A 17,539-nucleotide genomic window follows, 5' to 3' on the forward strand; every position below is an offset into this window, starting at 1 on the left:
TGCCCTCCGTAAGAGTGCTCCGCCGAATCACTGCTCGCGACGACGTCGCGCTGCATCTTTGTAGCGCGTTTCCGTACCTAAGATTACCTTACGAATCCGCACGGCTTCGGGTGTTACCTCGACGCATTCATCATTTCCAGCGAATTCCAGGCTTTCCTCTAAAGTGAAGTTAATCGGCGGGGTCAGACCTTCAAAAGCGTCCTGGGTCGAGGAACGCATGTTGGTCTGCTGCTTTTCCTTGGTGACGTTGACAATCATGTCTTCTCCGCGCGGGTTCTCTCCGACGACCTGACCCTCATATACCTGTGAGCCGGGCTGAATGATGAAGTTACCGCGCTCCTGCAGTTTAATCATGGCGTAGGGGCTAGCTTTCCCGGCGCGGTCGGCAACGAGTGAGCCGGTCGCGCGCCCTGCAATGTCGCCCTGCCACGGCGCCCACCCGGAACTGACCGAGGAGGCAATCCCGGTGCCGCGTGTCTCGGTCAAAAACCGTGTCCGGAAACCAATCAAGCCTCGGCTCGGAACTGTAAATTCCAGACGCACCCAGCCGGTTCCGTGGTTGGTCATCGTGTTCATCTGACCTTTACGCGCCGCCAGCAGCTGCGTCACGGTGCCCAAGTGTTCCTCCGGGACATCGACGGTCAGAGCCTCCATCGGTTCCATCACTTTGCCGTTTTCCGTTTTCGTAACGACCTGGGGTTTTCCGGCGGTCAGTTCGTAGCCTTCGCGACGCATCTGTTCCACCAAGATTGCCAAAGCCAGTTCGCCACGCCCCTGCACTTCCCAGGCGTCCGGGCGTCCAATATCCACGATCCGCAGGGACACGTTACCCACCAGTTCCCGCTCCAAACGGTCCTTGACCTGGCGGGCGGTGACTTTTGCGTCCTTTACCCGCCCGGCAAACGGCGAGGTGTTGATGCCAATCATCATCGAAATTGCCGGCTCGTCCACCCGAATCAAGGGCAGGGGACGCGGGTCGTCCACATCGACCAGAGACTCCCCGATGGTGATGTCTTCAATGCCTGCCACGGCGACAATATCGCCGTATTTAGCGGACTCGGCAGGAACCCGTTCCAAGCCGTGCGTGGCCAGCAGCTGGGTAATCTTGACCGTTTCGACCATGCCGTCCTGGCGCGCCCATCCCACCGTCTGACCTTGCCGGATGGTGCCATTGTGAATCCGCAGCAGCGCCAGGCGTCCCAGGAATTGCGACGCATCGAGATTGGTGACGTGCGCCTGCAGCGGAGCGTCCGGATCATAAGTAGGTCCCGGAATGTGCTGCAAAATAGCCTCAAACAGGCACTCCAGGTCGCCGTCGGGAACATTACCGTTGCCGGGGTTAGTCAGGGACGCCGCCCCGACCTTTGCCGAAGCGTAGATAATCGGCAGGTCCAGCAGCTGATCCAGGTCCAGGTCATCTTCGCCAAGTTCCCCACTGGCTTCCAAGTCAGTAGCCAAGGTCAGCAGCAGGTCGGTAGCCTCGGAAACGACTTCATCAATACGCGCGTCGGGGCGGTCGACCTTATTAATGACCAAGACGACCGGCAAACGCGCCGCCAAGGCTTTACGCAACACGAAACGTGTCTGGGGCAGGGGACCTTCTGAGGCGTCCACCAGCAGCACCACCCCGTCCACCATCGACAGACCGCGTTCGACTTCCCCGCCGAAATCAGCGTGTCCAGGGGTATCAATCACGTTAATGGTGACACCCTGAGGACATCCGCTATCCACCGCAGCCGGACCGCAATACTTGACTGCGGTGTTTTTAGCCAGGATGGTGATGCCTTTTTCACGCTCCAAATCGCCCGAATCCATGACTCGTTCCGGACCGTCAGCCCGGAGCCCCTCGGCATGAGCCTGTTTCAACATGGCGTCGACCAGGGTGGTCTTCCCGTGGTCGACGTGCGCGACGATGGCGACATTTCGAATATCTTGACGCTGTGCCATAAACCCTTTTCCGATAGTTAACGGTTCTCCAAAAACAACGTCCTATTGTAACGCCGCTTAGTCGCCGTTGAACAACGGAATGCTGGCGCCGGGAATCGCGTCAATCAAGTCCCTGGTGTAATCCTGGGAGGGGTGATCAAAGATTTCGTCAGCCATGCCGGTTTCCATGACCCGACCCTGCTGCATCACCACCACGTCGTCAGCCATCTGACGCACCACTGCCAAGTCATGCGTGATGAACAGGTAGCTGATGTGTTCGCGGTGTTGAATCTCAGCCAAAAGCTGCAAAATCTGCTCCTGCACCAGCACGTCCAGAGCGGAAACGGCCTCGTCCAAGACGATAATCTCAGGACGCAACGCCAAAGCTCGCGCGATAGCGACACGCTGGCGCTGCCCGCCAGAAAGCTCTCCAGGATAGCGACGCATCGCCGAACGCGGCAGGGCGACTGCATCCAGCAGCTGTGCCACGCGTTCTTCCCGAGCCTTCCGGTCACCCTTGCGATGCACCAGCAGCGGTTCCTCGATACAGCGGTAGACGCTAAACATAGGATCGAGAGAGCCGTAAGGGTTTTGGAAGACGACCTGCATTTTCGCGCGCATATCGAACAACTCGCGTTTGTTCAGGGTCGACAGGTCGGTACCTTCGTAATAGACCTTTCCCGAAGTGGGGTCGATGAGGTTCAAGATGATGTTTGCCACCGTGGATTTACCGGAGCCGGATTCGCCCACGAGTGCCAAAGTCGTACCTTTGCGCAACGCAAAGGACACATCATCCACTGCCTTGAGCTTTTTGGCAGCGCCTTTCGAGCCGCGTACCTCAAAAGTCTTGGTCAGGTTTTCGACACGGATGATTTCATCCTTGTATTCCTCCAGGCTGGCTCCATGGGTCAGCAAATCTTCGGAGACTTCGCCGCGGTCTTTCGCAGCTTGGATACGATGCGAAGCCAGGGACGGCGCGGCGCTGACCAGGCGCTTCGTATAGGGATGTTGGGGCTGCTTCAAGATGTCCAGAGCCGGACCGGATTCCACCACCCGTCCCCGGTGCATGACAACCAGGTGCGAAGCCCGTTCTGCTGCCAGACCCAAGTCGTGTGTGATGAACAGTACCGAGGTGCCGCGCTCGTGCGTCTGCTTCTGCAGGTGGTCGAGAATCCGCCGTTGCACCGTAACGTCCAGAGCGGAAGTCGGTTCGTCAGCGATCAACAGCCGCGGGTCGGCAGCCAAACCAATAGCGATGAGGGCGCGTTGGCGCATCCCGCCGGAAAATTCGTGTGGATACTGTTTCGCGCGCCGTTTCGCGTCCGGCAGTCCCGCTTCTTCCAGCAGTTCCACCACTCGGTCATTCTCACGACCTTTGGCTTTGCCGTTAGCCCGCAAGGCTTCACGCACCTGGTAACCGATTTTCCACACCGGATTCAGGTTCGACATGGGATCTTGGGGCACCATGCCGACATGCGAACCGCGCAATTCAACGTACTGGCGCCGACCCAAACTTGTGATGTCGTGTCCCTGGAACAGGATCTTGCCACCCACGACTTTGCCCGTACCGGGCAGCAACCCGATGATGGCAGAGGCAGCCGTGGACTTGCCGGAACCGGACTCACCCACAATAGCGATGGTCTGACCGGGATAGACACAGAAGTTGGCTTTACGTACAGCGGAAACCATCCCCGTAGAAGACTTGAAAGCAACTTCCAAATCGATAACTTCCAGCAAGGGCATCGTCTCGCCGGATTTCGCGGCTGCATAGGAGGTCGAACCCAGGATTAGTTCGTCTTGGGTCGCTTCCATTTCGGCAGCGGTAGCCGGATTGTCAGCGCCTTCCAGCTCTTGGTTTAATACCGGCATACCCGAGGCTTCAGCAGCGGCCTCGCCGAGGTTCTTTGCAGTGTCACTCAACGTTACTTCCTCGCTTTCGGATCGAGGGCATCGCGAACCACGTCACCCATCATGATGAAGCTCAAAACGGTCAGAGCCAGCGCGCCAGCGGGATAGAACAGCACGGACGGATTCTGGCGCAATGCCGACTGGGCGCGAGAAATATCCCCACCCCAGCTGACCACGTCAGAAGGCAAGCCCACCCCCAGGAAGGACAGCGTCGCTTCTGACACGATGAACGTCCCCAGAGCCACGGTGGCGTAAACAATCATGGGAGCGGTCGCATTGGGCACAATGTGGCGCAAGATGATACGAATCTTGCTCTCGCCCAGGGCTTTGGCGGCATTGACGAATTCTTCGTTCTTGGTCTGCATCACTGCCCCGCGCGTAATCCGCGCGATTTGCGGCCATCCAAACACCGCCAGCACCAAAACCACTGTAAAGATAGTGCGGTTTTCCCTGAACATCTGCATCACTACGATGGCTGCCAACAGGAACGGCACCGCAAAAACAATGTCCGTAATCCGGGAGAGGAACGAGTCTAGCCAGCCCCCAAAGAAGCCTGCCAGGGTTCCAAACGTACCCCCAATCAGCACCACCACCACGGTGGTTAAGATTCCCACAATCACGGAGGCGCGCGCCCCATAGACTGTACGCGCCATAATGTCGCAACCCTGCCGGTCGAAGCCGAACGGGTGCCCCATACTGGGCTTGCCGTAAGAGTTCTTTAGCTCGCAAAACTTCGGATCCACACTGGTGAACAGGCTGGGAAAAGCTGCCAGCAGAATAGCGAACAGGATGATGGCGGCAGCCACCCAAAACAGGGGTCGTTTGCGCAGGTATTTCCAGGCTTCTCCCCACATGGAGGAAGGCGCGCGGTCATCGGCTACGGCATCTACCGCTCCCAAACCGGTTTCGTCGGTTTCTGAAACGTAGTGGGACTGTCCGGGCAAATTTTTCGTTTCCACAGTGCTCTCGTTTTCGTTTGCCATTTCCCCCTCCTTACTCGTAGCGAATCCGCGGGTCCAGAAGGGCATACATCAGGTCTACTATCAGGTTCGCCAGGACGTAGACCATCACCAACACGGTGGTAAAAGATACGACAGTAGCAGGTTCGCCTTTGATAATGGCTTGGTAAATATTTCCGCCCACGCCGTTGATGGCAAAAATACCCTCGGTTACAATCGCGCCGCCCATTAACGCACCCAAGTCCGCACCGAGGAAGGTCGCGACGGGAATCAGCGAGTTACGCAGGATATGCACCCGGATGACTCGTCCGGGACGCAGACCCTTGGCATAAGCGGTACGCACGTAATCAGCCGACACAGTTTCGGAGACAGATTGGCGGGTCAGGCGCAGCACATAGGCAAAGGACACTGCCCCTAGCACGATGGCGGGCATCAGCAGCCTTTCGAAGGAAGTATCCCCGCCAACCGTAGTGGGCAACCATCTCAGCTTTACCCCTATCAAGAACTGCATCACGAAACCAATGACGAAAGTCGGCACGGCAATTACGAACAGCGAAACCACCAAAACCGTGGCGTCAAAGACGCCCCCGCGCTTCAGACCCGCAATCGTCCCAAACACAATCCCAAAGATGGCTTCAAACGCCAAAGCCATCAAAGCCAATTTAATGGTCACGGGGAAAGCCGAAGCCATCACCTCGGTAACTTCCCGCCCTGAGAACGTCAGTCCGAAGTCTAGGGTAAAGATGCCTTTCAGATAGAGCAGATATTGCACGATGAATGGCTGATCCAAGTGGTAACGCCGGCGCATGGCGGCGGCGGCAGCCTCGCTCAAACCACGATCACCGCCCAGGGCTTGAATCGGATCGCCTGGCATCAGGAACACCAGCGCGTAGATGAGCAACGTCGCACCCAACATCACTGGAATAATCTGCAGGAGCCTGCGGCCGAGATATCGTCCCACGGCGCCTCCTTGTCAAAATCGAAATAATGCAATGATTCTACCTCGATAAGGTAGTGAAAACGTAACTGCGGCCTGGGAGTGACATTTCCCACCCAGGCCGCAGTCGCTCATTTTTCAAGCTTTCCTGGCGGTCTTTCGACACGTCAAGTCAAGCCCAAATTATCGCCAAATTACTTGGTGATGTAGAAGTACAGCGGCTTGGAGTGCCAGTCGAACTGGACGCCCTGCACACCTTCAGCCCAACCGCCGTTGACGTTGGAGTACCACAGCGGAATCGCCGGCAGTTGCTTCATCAGGATTTCCTGAGCCTGATCGTAAATCTTGAAGGCTTCCTTCTGATCAGAGGTGTTCAGAGCCTGCGTGAGCAGTTTGTCGAATTCTGGGTTGGAGTACTCACCGTCGTTAGCGGAACCACCGGTGCGGTAAAGCGGACCGAGGAAGTTGTAAGGCGAGGGGTAATCTGCCTGCCAACCGGTACGGAATGCCGTCTTAATGGTGTGCTTGGTGACTTCGTCACGAATGGACTTGAAGTCGGGGTAAGGAGCGCCCTTAGCTTCGATGCCCAGAGTGTTCTTAATGGAGTTCGCCGTCGCGTCAACCCACGCTTGGTGACCACCATCAGAGTTGTAAGCCAGCTCAACGTCACCGGTCCACGGCTGAATCGCGTCAGCTTGCTTCCACAGTTCCTTTGCCTTCTTCGGGTTGAACTTCAGTACTTCGTTGCCCTTTACAGAAGGGTTGTGTCCGGGAATGACCGGGGCGATGAAGTCAACCGCCGGAGTCCGAGTGCCCTGGAAGATGGTCTTGCAAATCTCGTCACGGTCAATCGCCATCGAGATAGCCTGCATACGCAAGGCGCCAGCCTCACCCTGGAAACGGTCATCCGACTTCGGGAAAGTGAAAGACTGGAAGATGGCGGAAGGATCGTTCACAGAGCGGTCGCCCAACTCATCCTGGTAGGTTCCAAATGCGGAGTCCGGAATCGCATCCAAGACGTCCAAAGAACCAGACTGCAAGTCACTCATAGCCGCATCCTGGGTGGAGTAGAACTTGAAAGTCACCCCGCCGTTCTTCGGCTTGCGATCGCCCTTATAATCCGGGTTCGGAATCAGTTCAATCTGTTCGTTATGCTTCCAGGAGTCCTTTTTCACCAGGTAGGGACCGTTGGTGATGGGGTTTTCGCCGTAAGCCTTCACCTTTTCCGGATCGCCGATACCAGCCTCCGGCATCGGGTAGAACGCCGAGTAGCCTAAACGCAGCGGGAAGTCAGATTCCGGCTGGTTCAAAGCCACGGTAAAGGTTGTGTCATCCACCACGTTCAGACCGGTCATGTCCACAGTGCCGGTACCGTTCTTGGGGTCAGCTGCAGTGGCGTCTTCCGCTGCCTTCAAAGCTTCGTCGTAGCCCTGGATGGACTCAAAGAAGCTGGCATTGAGCATGTTGTGCTTCACTGCCTGGTTCCAGGCATCCACGAAAGACTTGGAAGTCACCGGAGTGCCATCCGAGAACTTGGTATCGCCCTTAATCTTAATAGTCCAGTTCTGGTTGTCGTCAGACTTGATAGATTCGGCAACTTCCATCTGGGGGTTGCCTTTGGCATCGTAGTATTCCAGACCGGAAAAGATGTGGTCCAGAATCAAACCGCCGCCGGTTTCATTAGTGTTAGCGGGAACCAGCGGGTTCTGGGGCTCGGAATCGTTACCGACAATTACCGCATTGGCATTTGTTTTGCCTTCAGCGCTTCCGCTGTCCGAGCCAGATCCGCAAGCAGTCATCGTCAATGCCAGAGCTGCCGCAGCAGCGATGGCAGTCAGTTGCTTCTTCACGAGGTTAGCCTCCAAAGATTTCCTCAGCTTGGCGCTGTCTATCAGCGCCGTCGCCGACATTTTCGGGTAATACCACTTTTGTGGCACTTGGCTAGTTTACATTCAAAACCTAAATTTAACTAAAAACATACCCATCATTTACCTTTTATCCGCATTTGCGGTGCCTTAGGTCCGCAATTGGTCAGCGTTTATCCGTGGCAGCATTGCGTTATTTTGGGTTTTCATGCGGCTCAGCTGATTTTCGGGGGTGCACGTGGATTATAAGGTGGGATTTGGGCAGTAGCTGCCATTATTGGCAGCTACTGCCCAAATCCCCCTGTTTATTCACAACCGAGCAATTATCTTCCGGAATTTTCCGGAGTTTATACAGCGCCGGTTGGCTAGCGCAAGACCGCTGCCTGGAGGTGTCCCTAGACTTCTGCCAGTGCTTTATCCAGCAAATCGCGCACCGCAGCACTCTGGGTCAGGTGGTGCTCGTTCATATATTTACTAAGTTTTACGTCACGTTCCTGGTCGATGCGCACCCGCAGCACCTTGACGGCTGGGCTATCTCCCACACTTAGAGGGCGACCACGCATCCGCTTCTCACCCGCTTCAAGCTGCGCCATGCTGTAACCACGTTCAGCCTCAGCTACGTCTCGCACCAGCATTTCCGCTTCCTCCGGGGAAAGCTCGTCAAATTTCCTTACCTGTATGTCACTCATTTCGTCCTCCTTCCATCAGTTTTTGATACCTCTTACGCATGGGCATCGAATGAATCAAAGCTTCGCCGAAAAGCTCCGTCTCAGCAGTCACGACTTCCAAGGCTTGCCCACTGGAAGAAAAACCCAGGTATAACACTTTCCTCGGGTCTTCCCTCATCAGAAAACTTCGTAAAGAGTGCTGCACCACATAGAGCGAATCCTCCGGGTCAATCCCATGCTTAAGAGCCGATTCGAACACTTCCACACGATTATTGTGCCACATAAATGTAGTCACCGACAAGAGGGTACCGCCGAGAATAGGTTTTCAGAATCTTTGTTGTCCATCTCCCATTCCAAACAAACTAAAAACCCGACAGAGTACGTGTCAAAAGCGAAAGGAAATACAGTCCGGAAGATGACTGATGGTGTTCTAATTGAAGTCACTGCCTAGATTGTGGTGGTGCCGTGTTTCCAGTAGGCGCGGTAGTTGCCGGATTTGAGTTTTTCGATGGTTCCGAAGCTTCTTTTACCCATTTCTGCTACCCCTTTTTCTGGTGTGGTGATTGTCTCTCGAAAATTCTCTTTTAGGTTTTTTGAGGGACGAGCGAGGGACTAGAAGACCATAATACGCCGAAAATAACCGAAAACAACCGGGAGTGGGGCGGGGGGTTAAACCCACTCATAGCAACGAAAAACCCCGGTATCTCAACGGAAACCGGGGCTAGTTGCGGAGGATGGGGGATTCGAACCCCCGAGGGCTTGCACCCAACACGCTTTCCAAGCGTGCGCCATAGGCCACTAGGCGAATCCTCCGGGTATTAAGTTAGGCTACGAAAAGCAGCGCCTACCATTGTACATATTTCCGCGCCGAGCGAGAAATTCAGCGACCGCGATTTTGCTATAGGCGATACTTCGCCAAAAGTTCGCCTGTGCTCCGATAGAATCGAGCCGTCGGGTCAACCCAGATCTGACGGTAACAGTTAGGAACAAAACATGGCGGTTTACACGCTCCCCGAACTCCCCTACGACTATGCTGCTCTGGAGCCGCATATCTCCGGCAAGATTATGCAGCTGCACCACGACAAGCACCACGCTAACTATGTAAACGGCGCGAACACGGCTTTGGAAAAACTCGAAGAAGCCCGCGCGACCGGCAACTTTGCCACGATTAACCAGCTAGAAAAGGATCTCGCCTTTAACCTGGGCGGTCACGCCAACCACTCTGCCTTTTGGAAGATGATGGGTCCCGCCAACGACACCCCGGATCGCCCCAGCGGTGAACTCGCTGCCGCGATTGATGAATACTTCGGCTCTTTTGAAGCCTTCCAAAAGCACTTCACCGCCGCCGCGACCGGGCTGCAAGGCTCGGGCTGGGCGGTGCTGGCTTGGGACAGTGTGGCAGGTCGCCCGGTCATCTTCCAACTGTTTGACCAGCAGTCGAACGTTCCGATTGCCCAGATTCCGCTGCTCATGCTGGATATGTGGGAACACGCTTTCTACTTGGATTACTTGAATGTCAAGGGTGACTATGTCAAGGCCTGGTGGAATGTGGTGAATTGGACGGAGGTCGAAAACCGTTTCCATGCCGCCTCTAAACATCACGGCGTGCTCTAAACCCAGAACAGCTATTTCGCACGGTGGCGGCGCTTCGCGTCGTCACCGTCGCGTTTTACCCCCGAAGCCCCACCTCCGGATTTCGGCTTGCCCGAACTCAGGATTCTCTGTCGGGCTTTGCCTGAGCTGCAGCTGAAAGCAAAACCTGAAACCACGCTGCCCCTGCCACCCCTGCCTGTCCATACTTCGGCACCTATTGTTCCCGTTTTCCCCGAAATTCCTAGGAATTTATCACCAATTTCAACTACAATTTGTGCTGCAACATTGCAGATTTTGTTTGGTTAGATGAGATAGGTGATGTATTTTGCCTCGCGTCACACACACGCCACGTGCGGTAATTAGCAGCTTCGCGGGCATCGCCGTCGCAGCCAGTTTGCTCGCTGCCACAGTACCAGCTCATGCCGACGAGGACCTGACCGACCCGCCCCAAACCGGAGCACCCGCAGCGGGAGAGTTTGCAAGCCCCGACCCGCAAGACCCCAGCGCCCACGCGTTACCGCGAAACACTCCCGGTAATGCGGGCGTACCCGGCTCAGATTCCCCGGTTCCGCCTGGTAGCCATATTTCACCGGACAGCCCAGTTTCTGCCGGTGCCCCCAATTTGGTTCCCACCCTCGCTGGGGCGACTCCCGCGGGACGCCCTGATTTGTCCCGAGTCGCGGGAGTCAGCAGGTTTGAGACTGCCGTCACCATCGCCCGCTATGCCTTTATTACTCCCCCAAAGACTGTCTATCTGGCAGAAGGGTGGAAACTCGCCGACGCGATGGCGGCCGGTTCGCTGCGGGATGGGCCTGTCTTGCTAACCGCCAGCCACAACTTACACGCCGCCGTCAAAGCCTATCTGCAGGAAATCAAACCTGAGAAAGTTATCGCGCTGGGCGGCACCGGGTCGATTCCGGAAAAAGTCCTGGAGCAAGCCAAAGTGTCTGAGACGACCGAGCTGGAACGGATAGCGGGAGCGGACCGCTTTGAAACCGCTAACGAAATCGCCAAATACGCTTTCCCGGACGGCTCGAACATCGTTTATGTTACCGATGGCACGGGTTCACAAGGCGTCATTGGACCAGATGCCCTCACCGGCGCGTCCCTGCGTAACGGCCCGATTCTCTTCGGTTCGCGCCAAAACGGGCTCTCTGCGGACACCCTGGATGTTATTTCTCATCTGGGAGCCAAGGAAATCGTCCAACTCGGATCCAACCAGTTGGGGTCCTATAAACCCACCAGATACCTGGCAGGTCCGCATCGTTACGCAACCGCGGTGGAAGTTTCCAAACAGGTCATGAAAGACCATCCCGAGGTACAAATTGCCTACCTGACCAATGGTTTGGTTTTAGCCGACAGCGTGGCTGCGGGAGGTCGTCTCGATGACGGCAGCGTTCTGTTGACCGAACCGGATTGGCTGCCTTATGCAGTGTGCGAGCATATCCGCACCAGCGGCATCAAGAAAGTCATCGCCCTGGGTGGTGACAGCACTGTCACCCCGGAGGTCCTCAACGCTGCAAATGAGTATGCACAAAACCCCGCTAAGCCTTGCTTGCAGACTCGACCGGTGGCGCGGGGATGGGTCGCTCCAGGCTACTATCTGCAAGCTGTGGACAAAATTACTCCTCCGCCGGGTACCGTGGTGCCCCAATCGGGGTGGAATGGAACCAAAGTGCGGGAAGTGCGCGCCCGTCTGGGGGTTGGGGTTCCGCTAAATGCCAGTATGACTTTTGATCGCGCGACCAGGAATGCAGTGGTGCGTTTCCAACGTCGCAGCGGGCTGCCCGCCTCGGGCGTAGTGGATTACGCCACTTGGGTCAGGCTGACCGGGCGCCCTTGGAATATGGATAATTTCCAGATGCAACCTCCTCCGCTCAAAGCCAATCGGGAGCAGCGGATAGATGCCATGCTTTCCTTTGCTCGCGGTCAAATCGGCACTCCCTACACGTGGGGCGGTGCGGGTCCGACCGGCGATGGTTACGACTGTTCGGGACTGGCTCTGCAAGCTCTGTATGCAGCCGGCATCGACCCGCAGCCGATTAATGTCATTTCCCACGCGGCACCCACCTATCGCACTTCCAAGCAGCTTTATGCGCACCCCGGTCTGCAGAAGCTCCCGTTCGCCTACCGAATTCCTGGTGATCTGGTATTTTGGCAGGGACGCGGGGGCATCTATCACGTCGCGATATACGTGGGATCGAACCAAGTTATTGAGTCCAGCTACGGTTACACCAGGCAGCGCCCTCTGTATAAATGGGGCAATATCGCTCCTTACATCGTTCGCCCTCTGGCGACCTAGCCGGATGCCCCCCGGATAACCGTAAGCAAGGCAGGTCTCGGTGTCGTTTCGGATGAGCCGTACTCGCGTTTTCGTGATTTTGGTTGCCGTCATCATGGCTGTGGTGCTGGCAGCAGGAGTGTGGTCGTGGCGGTCGTCGCGTCGCGCAGGGGATGACACCCCGAGTCCGGCGGGTCCGACCGTGAAATCTTCGGCAGGACCAAATGCCCAACTGCCCCCGGTGAAGGCTGGTTCGAAAGGGTGTGCTGCCATGGATACGGTCTTGAGCAACCTTCTGGAGCAGTCTCCGCAAGGCAAAACGTTTACGCAACGAGTAGCTCAGATTCAAGCCCAACAGACCAACCCGAACGCAGGAACGGTCAATGCGGCCCCCGAATGGGCACAGTTTTTGCAGATTCTGCCCAAGCACTATGCGGAATTTGCCGCTGCTGGTGGAACGGATCGCGACGCGCGAAAGGCGTTGGACAATTTGCACAAGATTGTGGAGATAGAGCCGCGGTTAATCTCCGGTGAAATTCCCGAGTACACAGATCCGGAGGCGGCGCAGCGTTTGCTGGACGAGGGCACTGCCCCGGCACAAAATCCAAAGTATGTAGAGAGCCGCACCCAGCTCGATAAATCCCTGGATCAAGTGACCTGGTGCCTGCCGACCTGGCCGGTTATTTTCGGCTAGCACCCCTGCCTGCGCCGTCGTTGCCCGGTGCGATTTTGGTGGCAGTCACGAGTCGTGCGCACGAACGAATTGTTTTGCGGTCGGTTAACGTCGGGTTGTTTTTGGGGCTTAAACACGGTTTCCCCTGCCGAAAGGCAGGGGAAACCACTGGGCAAAGCCTCACAGATTCTTAATTATTTCCTCCACGGAGGCCTTGGCATCGCCAAAGAGCATGTCCGAGTTCTCGTTAAAGAACAGCGGATTTTGCACCCCGGCATAGCCGGTCGCCATCGAACGCTTGAAGATAATCACGCGCCCCGCCTCCCAGACGTGGAGCACCGGCATCCCCGCAATCGGAGAGCCCGGCTCGTAGGCGTCAGGATTCACAGTGTCGTTTGCGCCGATGACCAGGACCACGTCAGTATCGGGGAAATCGTCGTTAATCTCATCCATCTCCAGCACGATGTCATAAGGCACTTTGGCCTCTGCCAACAGCACGTTCATATGACCGGGTAGACGCCCTGCCACCGGGTGAATCCCGAAACGAACCTCCACGCCCGCCTCGCGCAGTTTCTTGGTCAAGTCCGCGACCGCAAACTGCGCACCCGCGGTAGCCATGCCGTAACCGGGAGTGATGATGACGGACTTGGCGCCCTTCAAAATCTCCGCGGCTTCGGGAGCTTTGATTTCGGTGTGTTCACCGTAATCCTTGGCTTCCTGCTTCGGGCCCGCGCCCTCGCCGAAACCACCGAGGATAACGGAGATAAACGAGCGACCCATGCCTTTACACATGATGTAGGACAGGAACGCACCGGAGGAGCCGACCAGGGCACCGACGATAATCAACAGCGGGTTGGACAGCATAAAGCCCGCCGCCGCGGCCGCCCAGCCGGAGTACGAGTTCAGCATGGACACGACCACCGGCATATCCCCACCGCCAATGGCTGCCACCAGGTGCAAGCCGAGCACCAGGGAAATCGCGGTCAGAACGCCCAGAGCAATCCACTGCTGCTGAACCAGAGCCGCATCGGCGCTTGCCGGGTCGGTTCGCTTGGCGACAATCATCCACACAATCATGGCGACAACTGCCAAAATCATCAGGATATTGAGGAAGTTACGCGCCGGCAGCATTAACGGCTTGCCTTTAATCTTTGCCGAGAGTTTCAGGTAGGCGATGATGGAACCGGTAAATGTCACCGCGCCGATAAAGATGCCAATCCCGACTTCGCCGAGGTGGAAACCCATGTCACGGACAGTTTCCGCGTTGGCGGTGCCCGAAAGCTCCATGAAGGTGTTGAACCCGACCAGCACCGCTGCCAGACCTACAAACGAGTGCAGCAAGGCGATGAGTTCGGGCATTCCCGTCATCTTAACGTTCTTGGCTTTCCACAAGCCGATAATCGCCCCCAGCAGCATACATCCTGCCAGGATAGCGGCCGTTTGACCGACGTGAGTCACGGCGTTTGCCGGCGGGGTGGCGGTCAGGGCGACAAAGATAATCGACACCAGCGCGATGCTCATGCCGGCGATACCGAACTTGTTGCCGCGCAGGGCGCTGGCCTGGTTAGACAGACCTGCCAGTGCCATGATGAACAGCAGGGCGGCGATGAGGTAGGCGAAGTATTCGACGTGTTCACTCCAGTAAGCGAGGGTGGTCATGTCGGCATGATCAGTTGCGTTAGCCGCAAAATTCACAAGTGTGGGCAACATGGCTTAGTCCTCCTTCTGGAACATCTTGAGCATTCGGTGGGTCACGAAGAAACCGCCGAAAATGTTGATGGATGCGATTAGGATTGCCAAACCAGCCAGACCGGTCACAATCCACGAGGTCGATTGTGCCAGCGACAGAATCGCACCGACCAGGATGATGCCCGAGATAGCGTTCGTTTCGCTCATCAGCGGGGTGTGTAGCGAGTGGGTCACGTTGGTAATGACATAGAACCCTGCCACAATCGCCAGCGCCAAAATAATGTAGTAGGGCAGCATTGAGAATGGTGTCACTGCGACCAGGGCTATGCCCAGCACGGCTGCCACAAAAATCCAGAAGTTCCGCATGGCGTGGGACTTTGGCTTTTCCGGTTCCGGCGCCGCGGGCGTTGCCGCGCCGGGGGCGGGCTTGGCAGGGGCTGCCGATACTGAAATGGCTGGCGGGGGCCACAGCACGTCCTTTTCGCGGGCAATAGTGATGGACCGCACGACTTCATCGTCCAGGTTAAAGACGATGTTGCCGTCCTTTTCCGGGGTCATCAGCTTCATGAGATTCACAATGTTTTGCCCATAGAGCTGGGAGGCCTGACCGGGCAGACGGTTGGCAAGGTCGGTGAAGCCAATGATGGTTACGCCGTTATCGGTGACGACGACTTCCCCGGCCTTGGTCAGTTCACAGTTGCCGCCCGCCATGTCCACGATGACGGAACCGGGCTTCATGCCCGCCACCGCTTCTGCCGTGAGCAGCAGTGGCGCGGGACGACCCGGAATCTGGGCAGTGGTAATCACGATGTCGGATGCAGCTGCCTGTTCGGTATAGAGTTTCAGGGCTGCTTTGGCTTGATCCTCACTCATTTCCTTGGCGTAGCCGTCGGAGGATTCCTGAGCGGGGGCGGGAATCTCTACGAATTCGGCGCCCATGGATTCCACCTGTTCGGCAGCGGCGGCACGCACGTCGGTGGCTTGGACGATGGCACCCATCGAGTTCGCGGTGCCGATGGCTGCAAGCCCGGCGACACCCGCGCCGATAACGTAAACCTTGGCGGGGGGCATCTTGCCGGCAGCGGTGACCTGACCGGTGAACAAGCGCCCGAAGGCATTAGCGGCTTCGATAACTGCCCGGTAACCAGCGATATTTGCCATCGAGGACAGCACGTCCATCGCCTGAGCACGGGTAATACGCGGCACGGCATCCATTGAAATCGCGGTCACGTTTCGCTCGGCGAACACTTCGGCGATTTCGGGATGAATACGCACCCCGAGGCGTGAAATCAACACGGTGCCTTCGCGCAACTGATCGATTTTGTCTTGCGGCGGGGTGTCCAAAGTCGTGACAATGTCTGCCTGCCAAACTTCCTGTGGTCCCACCACTTCGGCACCGGCATCGCGATACAGCTGGTCCGGGTACGATGCGTCAACGCCAGCTCCGGCTTCGACGATGACCTCATAGCCCAACTTAATCAGTTTGCCAACGGTGTCAGGTGTGGCAGATACCAGTTTTTGCCCCTCAGCGGGCTCTCTCGGTATTCCTATGCGCACGTATAACTCCTGAAATACTTAACTTAGTTGACGACGTTTGAGCCGTCGCGCGGGGTTTTCCCGTGATACAACCAGCTTATCAGGAACCGTCAACGCTAAAAAGGTCGGCTGTGTGGCGTCTAGTAGGGCGTAACGTAATCAATCAGGGACGCAATCGAAGGTACATAATTATTCACCAAGCTGTTTACGATGGAGATTGCCAGCAAGATGGCAGCCACGGACGCAATCTGAATAGATATGTTCCAGCGGGTTGAATCCGGGTTCAACAGTTTCATCGCTATGGTGCAGTTAATCTCTAGCATCAAGAACGCTGCCGGTATCACTATGTACCACATAAAATTAAACAGCGTGAAAAATGGCGAAGTGAGAAAACCGTTCATGAATGCGGTGATGATAATGGTCGGAATCATTATCACAGTCGGCAGCACCAGACCTGTACCCACAATGTTTGCTGCTTGCGTGAATGTGATGGGGGTCTTGTGGAATTTGGATTCTGCCATGAGCAATACCGACCGCAGCGAAATCAATCCGAATGTGATGCCTCCACCCAATACCAGATTGAGCAAAAGATTAATTAAGGCAATAAGCAGAGCCGAAAAGGTGCCGTTTATAGCTGCAGCTCCGGCAAAAAAGGCCCCGTAAATCCCATAGACAATGCTGAATGCCCCTGCCGAGGCGAACCACCATTCTTTGATGTGGCTATTGTCGAGAATGGTTTTGACGGTTTCCCCTTTGAAGGGGTTGACTAAAGAATCAACGAAAGCCTGCGGCACCTGACTGGGAGTTTTAGGGGTCACTGGTGGCGCTGCTGGGTAACCGGGTGTAGTCCCATAGACATTAGCGCCGGGCTGTGGAACGTATCCTGGCACGGGCTGACCAGGGGGCACCTGTCCGGGAGTCGCATAAGTGGGGGTGGGCGAGACAGGTGGAACGGGCTGAGTCGGTTGCGGCGCCTGCGGGGTCTGCGGCATGGTCGGAGCCGAAGGGGAGTTCATCGGGGGTTGCGGATAGCCCGGCATTGGTTGGGGAGCTGCGCCGGGTGCCGGCGCGGAAGGTGGCGAAAATACCGCATCGGATGCTAGCGGGGGCGGTGGCAAATCTGGATCAAGCTGAGGCGGATTCGGTGTCTGCTGCTGAACCGGCTGCGTCTGACTGGAGTGAGCCGCAGCGTGGCTGGATGGACCATTGGCTTGAAAACCTGCGGGGCTGGAAGGAGTAGACACTTAGGTTTCCTTTCAATCGACTTTGCGTTAAACGTCACCTTACCACCGACCTAAAGGTTGCCGAACGGCTATAAGACTTCGTTATTGTCATAGTGCGGTCCGCGCCGTAGCTAGGCGCCTGTCGTTGACCAAGTTCGTCGACAGGAGCTTCCCTAACGCTTCTGACCAAAGGGGCGGGATGGTTGCGGAAAATACAGTCCCCAACTTCGTATTATTTCCGCCTCAGAACGTTACACTGACCGTAGCAATTTGAGTATCCG

General features: G+C 56.4%; 13 protein-coding genes and 1 tRNA gene. 3 read left to right on the top strand and 11 right to left on the bottom strand.

Annotation, left to right across the window (positions count from 1 at the left end; translation table 11 throughout):
* Positions 1–27 precede the first annotated feature (27 nt).
* The 8 genes from typA to HMPREF0574_RS04385 all read right to left on the bottom strand — a co-directional run bounded on the left by typA (position 28) and on the right by HMPREF0574_RS04385 (position 9,076).
* Positions 28–1,947: a translational GTPase TypA gene (typA, locus tag HMPREF0574_RS04350; RefSeq protein WP_004007487.1), complete on the bottom strand. Its 1,920-nt coding sequence runs from the start codon at positions 1,945–1,947 to the stop codon at positions 28–30.
* Between the two features lie 57 nt (positions 1,948–2,004).
* On the bottom strand, positions 2,005–3,846 hold the full coding sequence (locus tag HMPREF0574_RS04355) for a dipeptide ABC transporter ATP-binding protein (protein WP_004007488.1): 1,842 nt from the start codon (positions 3,844–3,846) through the stop codon (positions 2,005–2,007).
* Between the two features lie 2 nt (positions 3,847–3,848).
* Positions 3,849–4,817, bottom strand: a complete 969-nt coding sequence (locus tag HMPREF0574_RS04360; protein WP_036324892.1) for an ABC transporter permease — start codon at positions 4,815–4,817, stop codon at positions 3,849–3,851.
* A 10-nt stretch (positions 4,818–4,827) separates the two neighbouring features.
* Positions 4,828–5,754, bottom strand: a complete 927-nt coding sequence (locus tag HMPREF0574_RS04365) for an ABC transporter permease (RefSeq protein WP_004008896.1) — start codon at positions 5,752–5,754, stop codon at positions 4,828–4,830.
* Between the two features lie 170 nt (positions 5,755–5,924).
* Positions 5,925–7,640 carry a peptide ABC transporter substrate-binding protein gene (locus HMPREF0574_RS04370; RefSeq protein WP_004007491.1) on the bottom strand — a complete coding sequence of 572 codons (1,716 nt, stop codon included), beginning with the start codon at positions 7,638–7,640 and terminating at the stop codon, positions 5,925–5,927.
* Positions 7,641–7,990: 350 nt separating this feature from the next.
* Positions 7,991–8,284 (bottom strand): hypothetical protein, encoded by a 294-nt coding sequence (locus HMPREF0574_RS04375; RefSeq protein WP_004007492.1) that lies wholly within the window; start codon positions 8,282–8,284, stop codon positions 7,991–7,993.
* On the bottom strand, positions 8,277–8,528 hold the full coding sequence (locus HMPREF0574_RS04380; RefSeq protein ID WP_236585814.1) for a toxin: 252 nt from the start codon (positions 8,526–8,528) through the stop codon (positions 8,277–8,279). The genes HMPREF0574_RS04375 and HMPREF0574_RS04380 overlap by 8 nt, the downstream gene beginning before the upstream one ends.
* 463 nt (positions 8,529–8,991) lie before the next feature.
* Positions 8,992–9,076: transfer RNA gene (locus tag HMPREF0574_RS04385), tRNA-Ser, on the bottom strand.
* Positions 9,077–9,256: 180 nt separating this feature from the next.
* On the opposite strand from HMPREF0574_RS04385, the gene HMPREF0574_RS04390 reads away from it, so the two are divergent.
* The 3 genes from HMPREF0574_RS04390 to HMPREF0574_RS04400 all read left to right on the top strand — a co-directional run bounded on the left by HMPREF0574_RS04390 (position 9,257) and on the right by HMPREF0574_RS04400 (position 12,831).
* Entirely contained in the window at positions 9,257–9,877 is a 621-nt protein-coding gene (locus tag HMPREF0574_RS04390) for a superoxide dismutase (protein ID WP_004007494.1), read from the top strand.
* 304 nt (positions 9,878–10,181) lie between these two features.
* Entirely contained in the window at positions 10,182–12,158 is a 1,977-nt protein-coding gene (locus HMPREF0574_RS04395) for a cell wall-binding repeat-containing protein (protein WP_036324894.1), read from the top strand.
* Between the two features lie 40 nt (positions 12,159–12,198).
* Positions 12,199–12,831: a hypothetical protein gene (locus tag HMPREF0574_RS04400; protein WP_236585813.1), complete on the top strand. Its 633-nt coding sequence runs from the start codon at positions 12,199–12,201 to the stop codon at positions 12,829–12,831.
* Positions 12,832–12,990: 159 nt separating this feature from the next.
* Here the strand turns inward: HMPREF0574_RS04400 and HMPREF0574_RS04405 are convergent, their stop codons facing one another.
* The 3 genes from HMPREF0574_RS04405 to HMPREF0574_RS04415 all read right to left on the bottom strand — a co-directional run bounded on the left by HMPREF0574_RS04405 (position 12,991) and on the right by HMPREF0574_RS04415 (position 17,279).
* Complete coding sequence (locus tag HMPREF0574_RS04405; RefSeq protein ID WP_004007498.1) at positions 12,991–14,520, bottom strand: NAD(P)(+) transhydrogenase (Re/Si-specific) subunit beta; 1,530 nt, start codon at positions 14,518–14,520, stop codon at positions 12,991–12,993.
* 3 nt (positions 14,521–14,523) lie between these two features.
* Positions 14,524–16,056, bottom strand: a complete 1,533-nt coding sequence (locus tag HMPREF0574_RS04410) for a Re/Si-specific NAD(P)(+) transhydrogenase subunit alpha (protein ID WP_004007499.1) — start codon at positions 16,054–16,056, stop codon at positions 14,524–14,526.
* Positions 16,057–16,175: 119 nt separating this feature from the next.
* Positions 16,176–17,279 carry a beta-carotene 15,15'-monooxygenase gene (locus tag HMPREF0574_RS04415; RefSeq protein WP_169761436.1) on the bottom strand — a complete coding sequence of 368 codons (1,104 nt, stop codon included), beginning with the start codon at positions 17,277–17,279 and terminating at the stop codon, positions 16,176–16,178.
* Positions 17,280–17,539 lie beyond the last annotated feature (260 nt).

This window comes from Mobiluncus curtisii subsp. curtisii ATCC 35241, from assembly GCF_000146285.1.
GTDB classification, from domain to species: Bacteria; Actinomycetota; Actinomycetes; order Actinomycetales; family Actinomycetaceae; genus Mobiluncus; species Mobiluncus curtisii.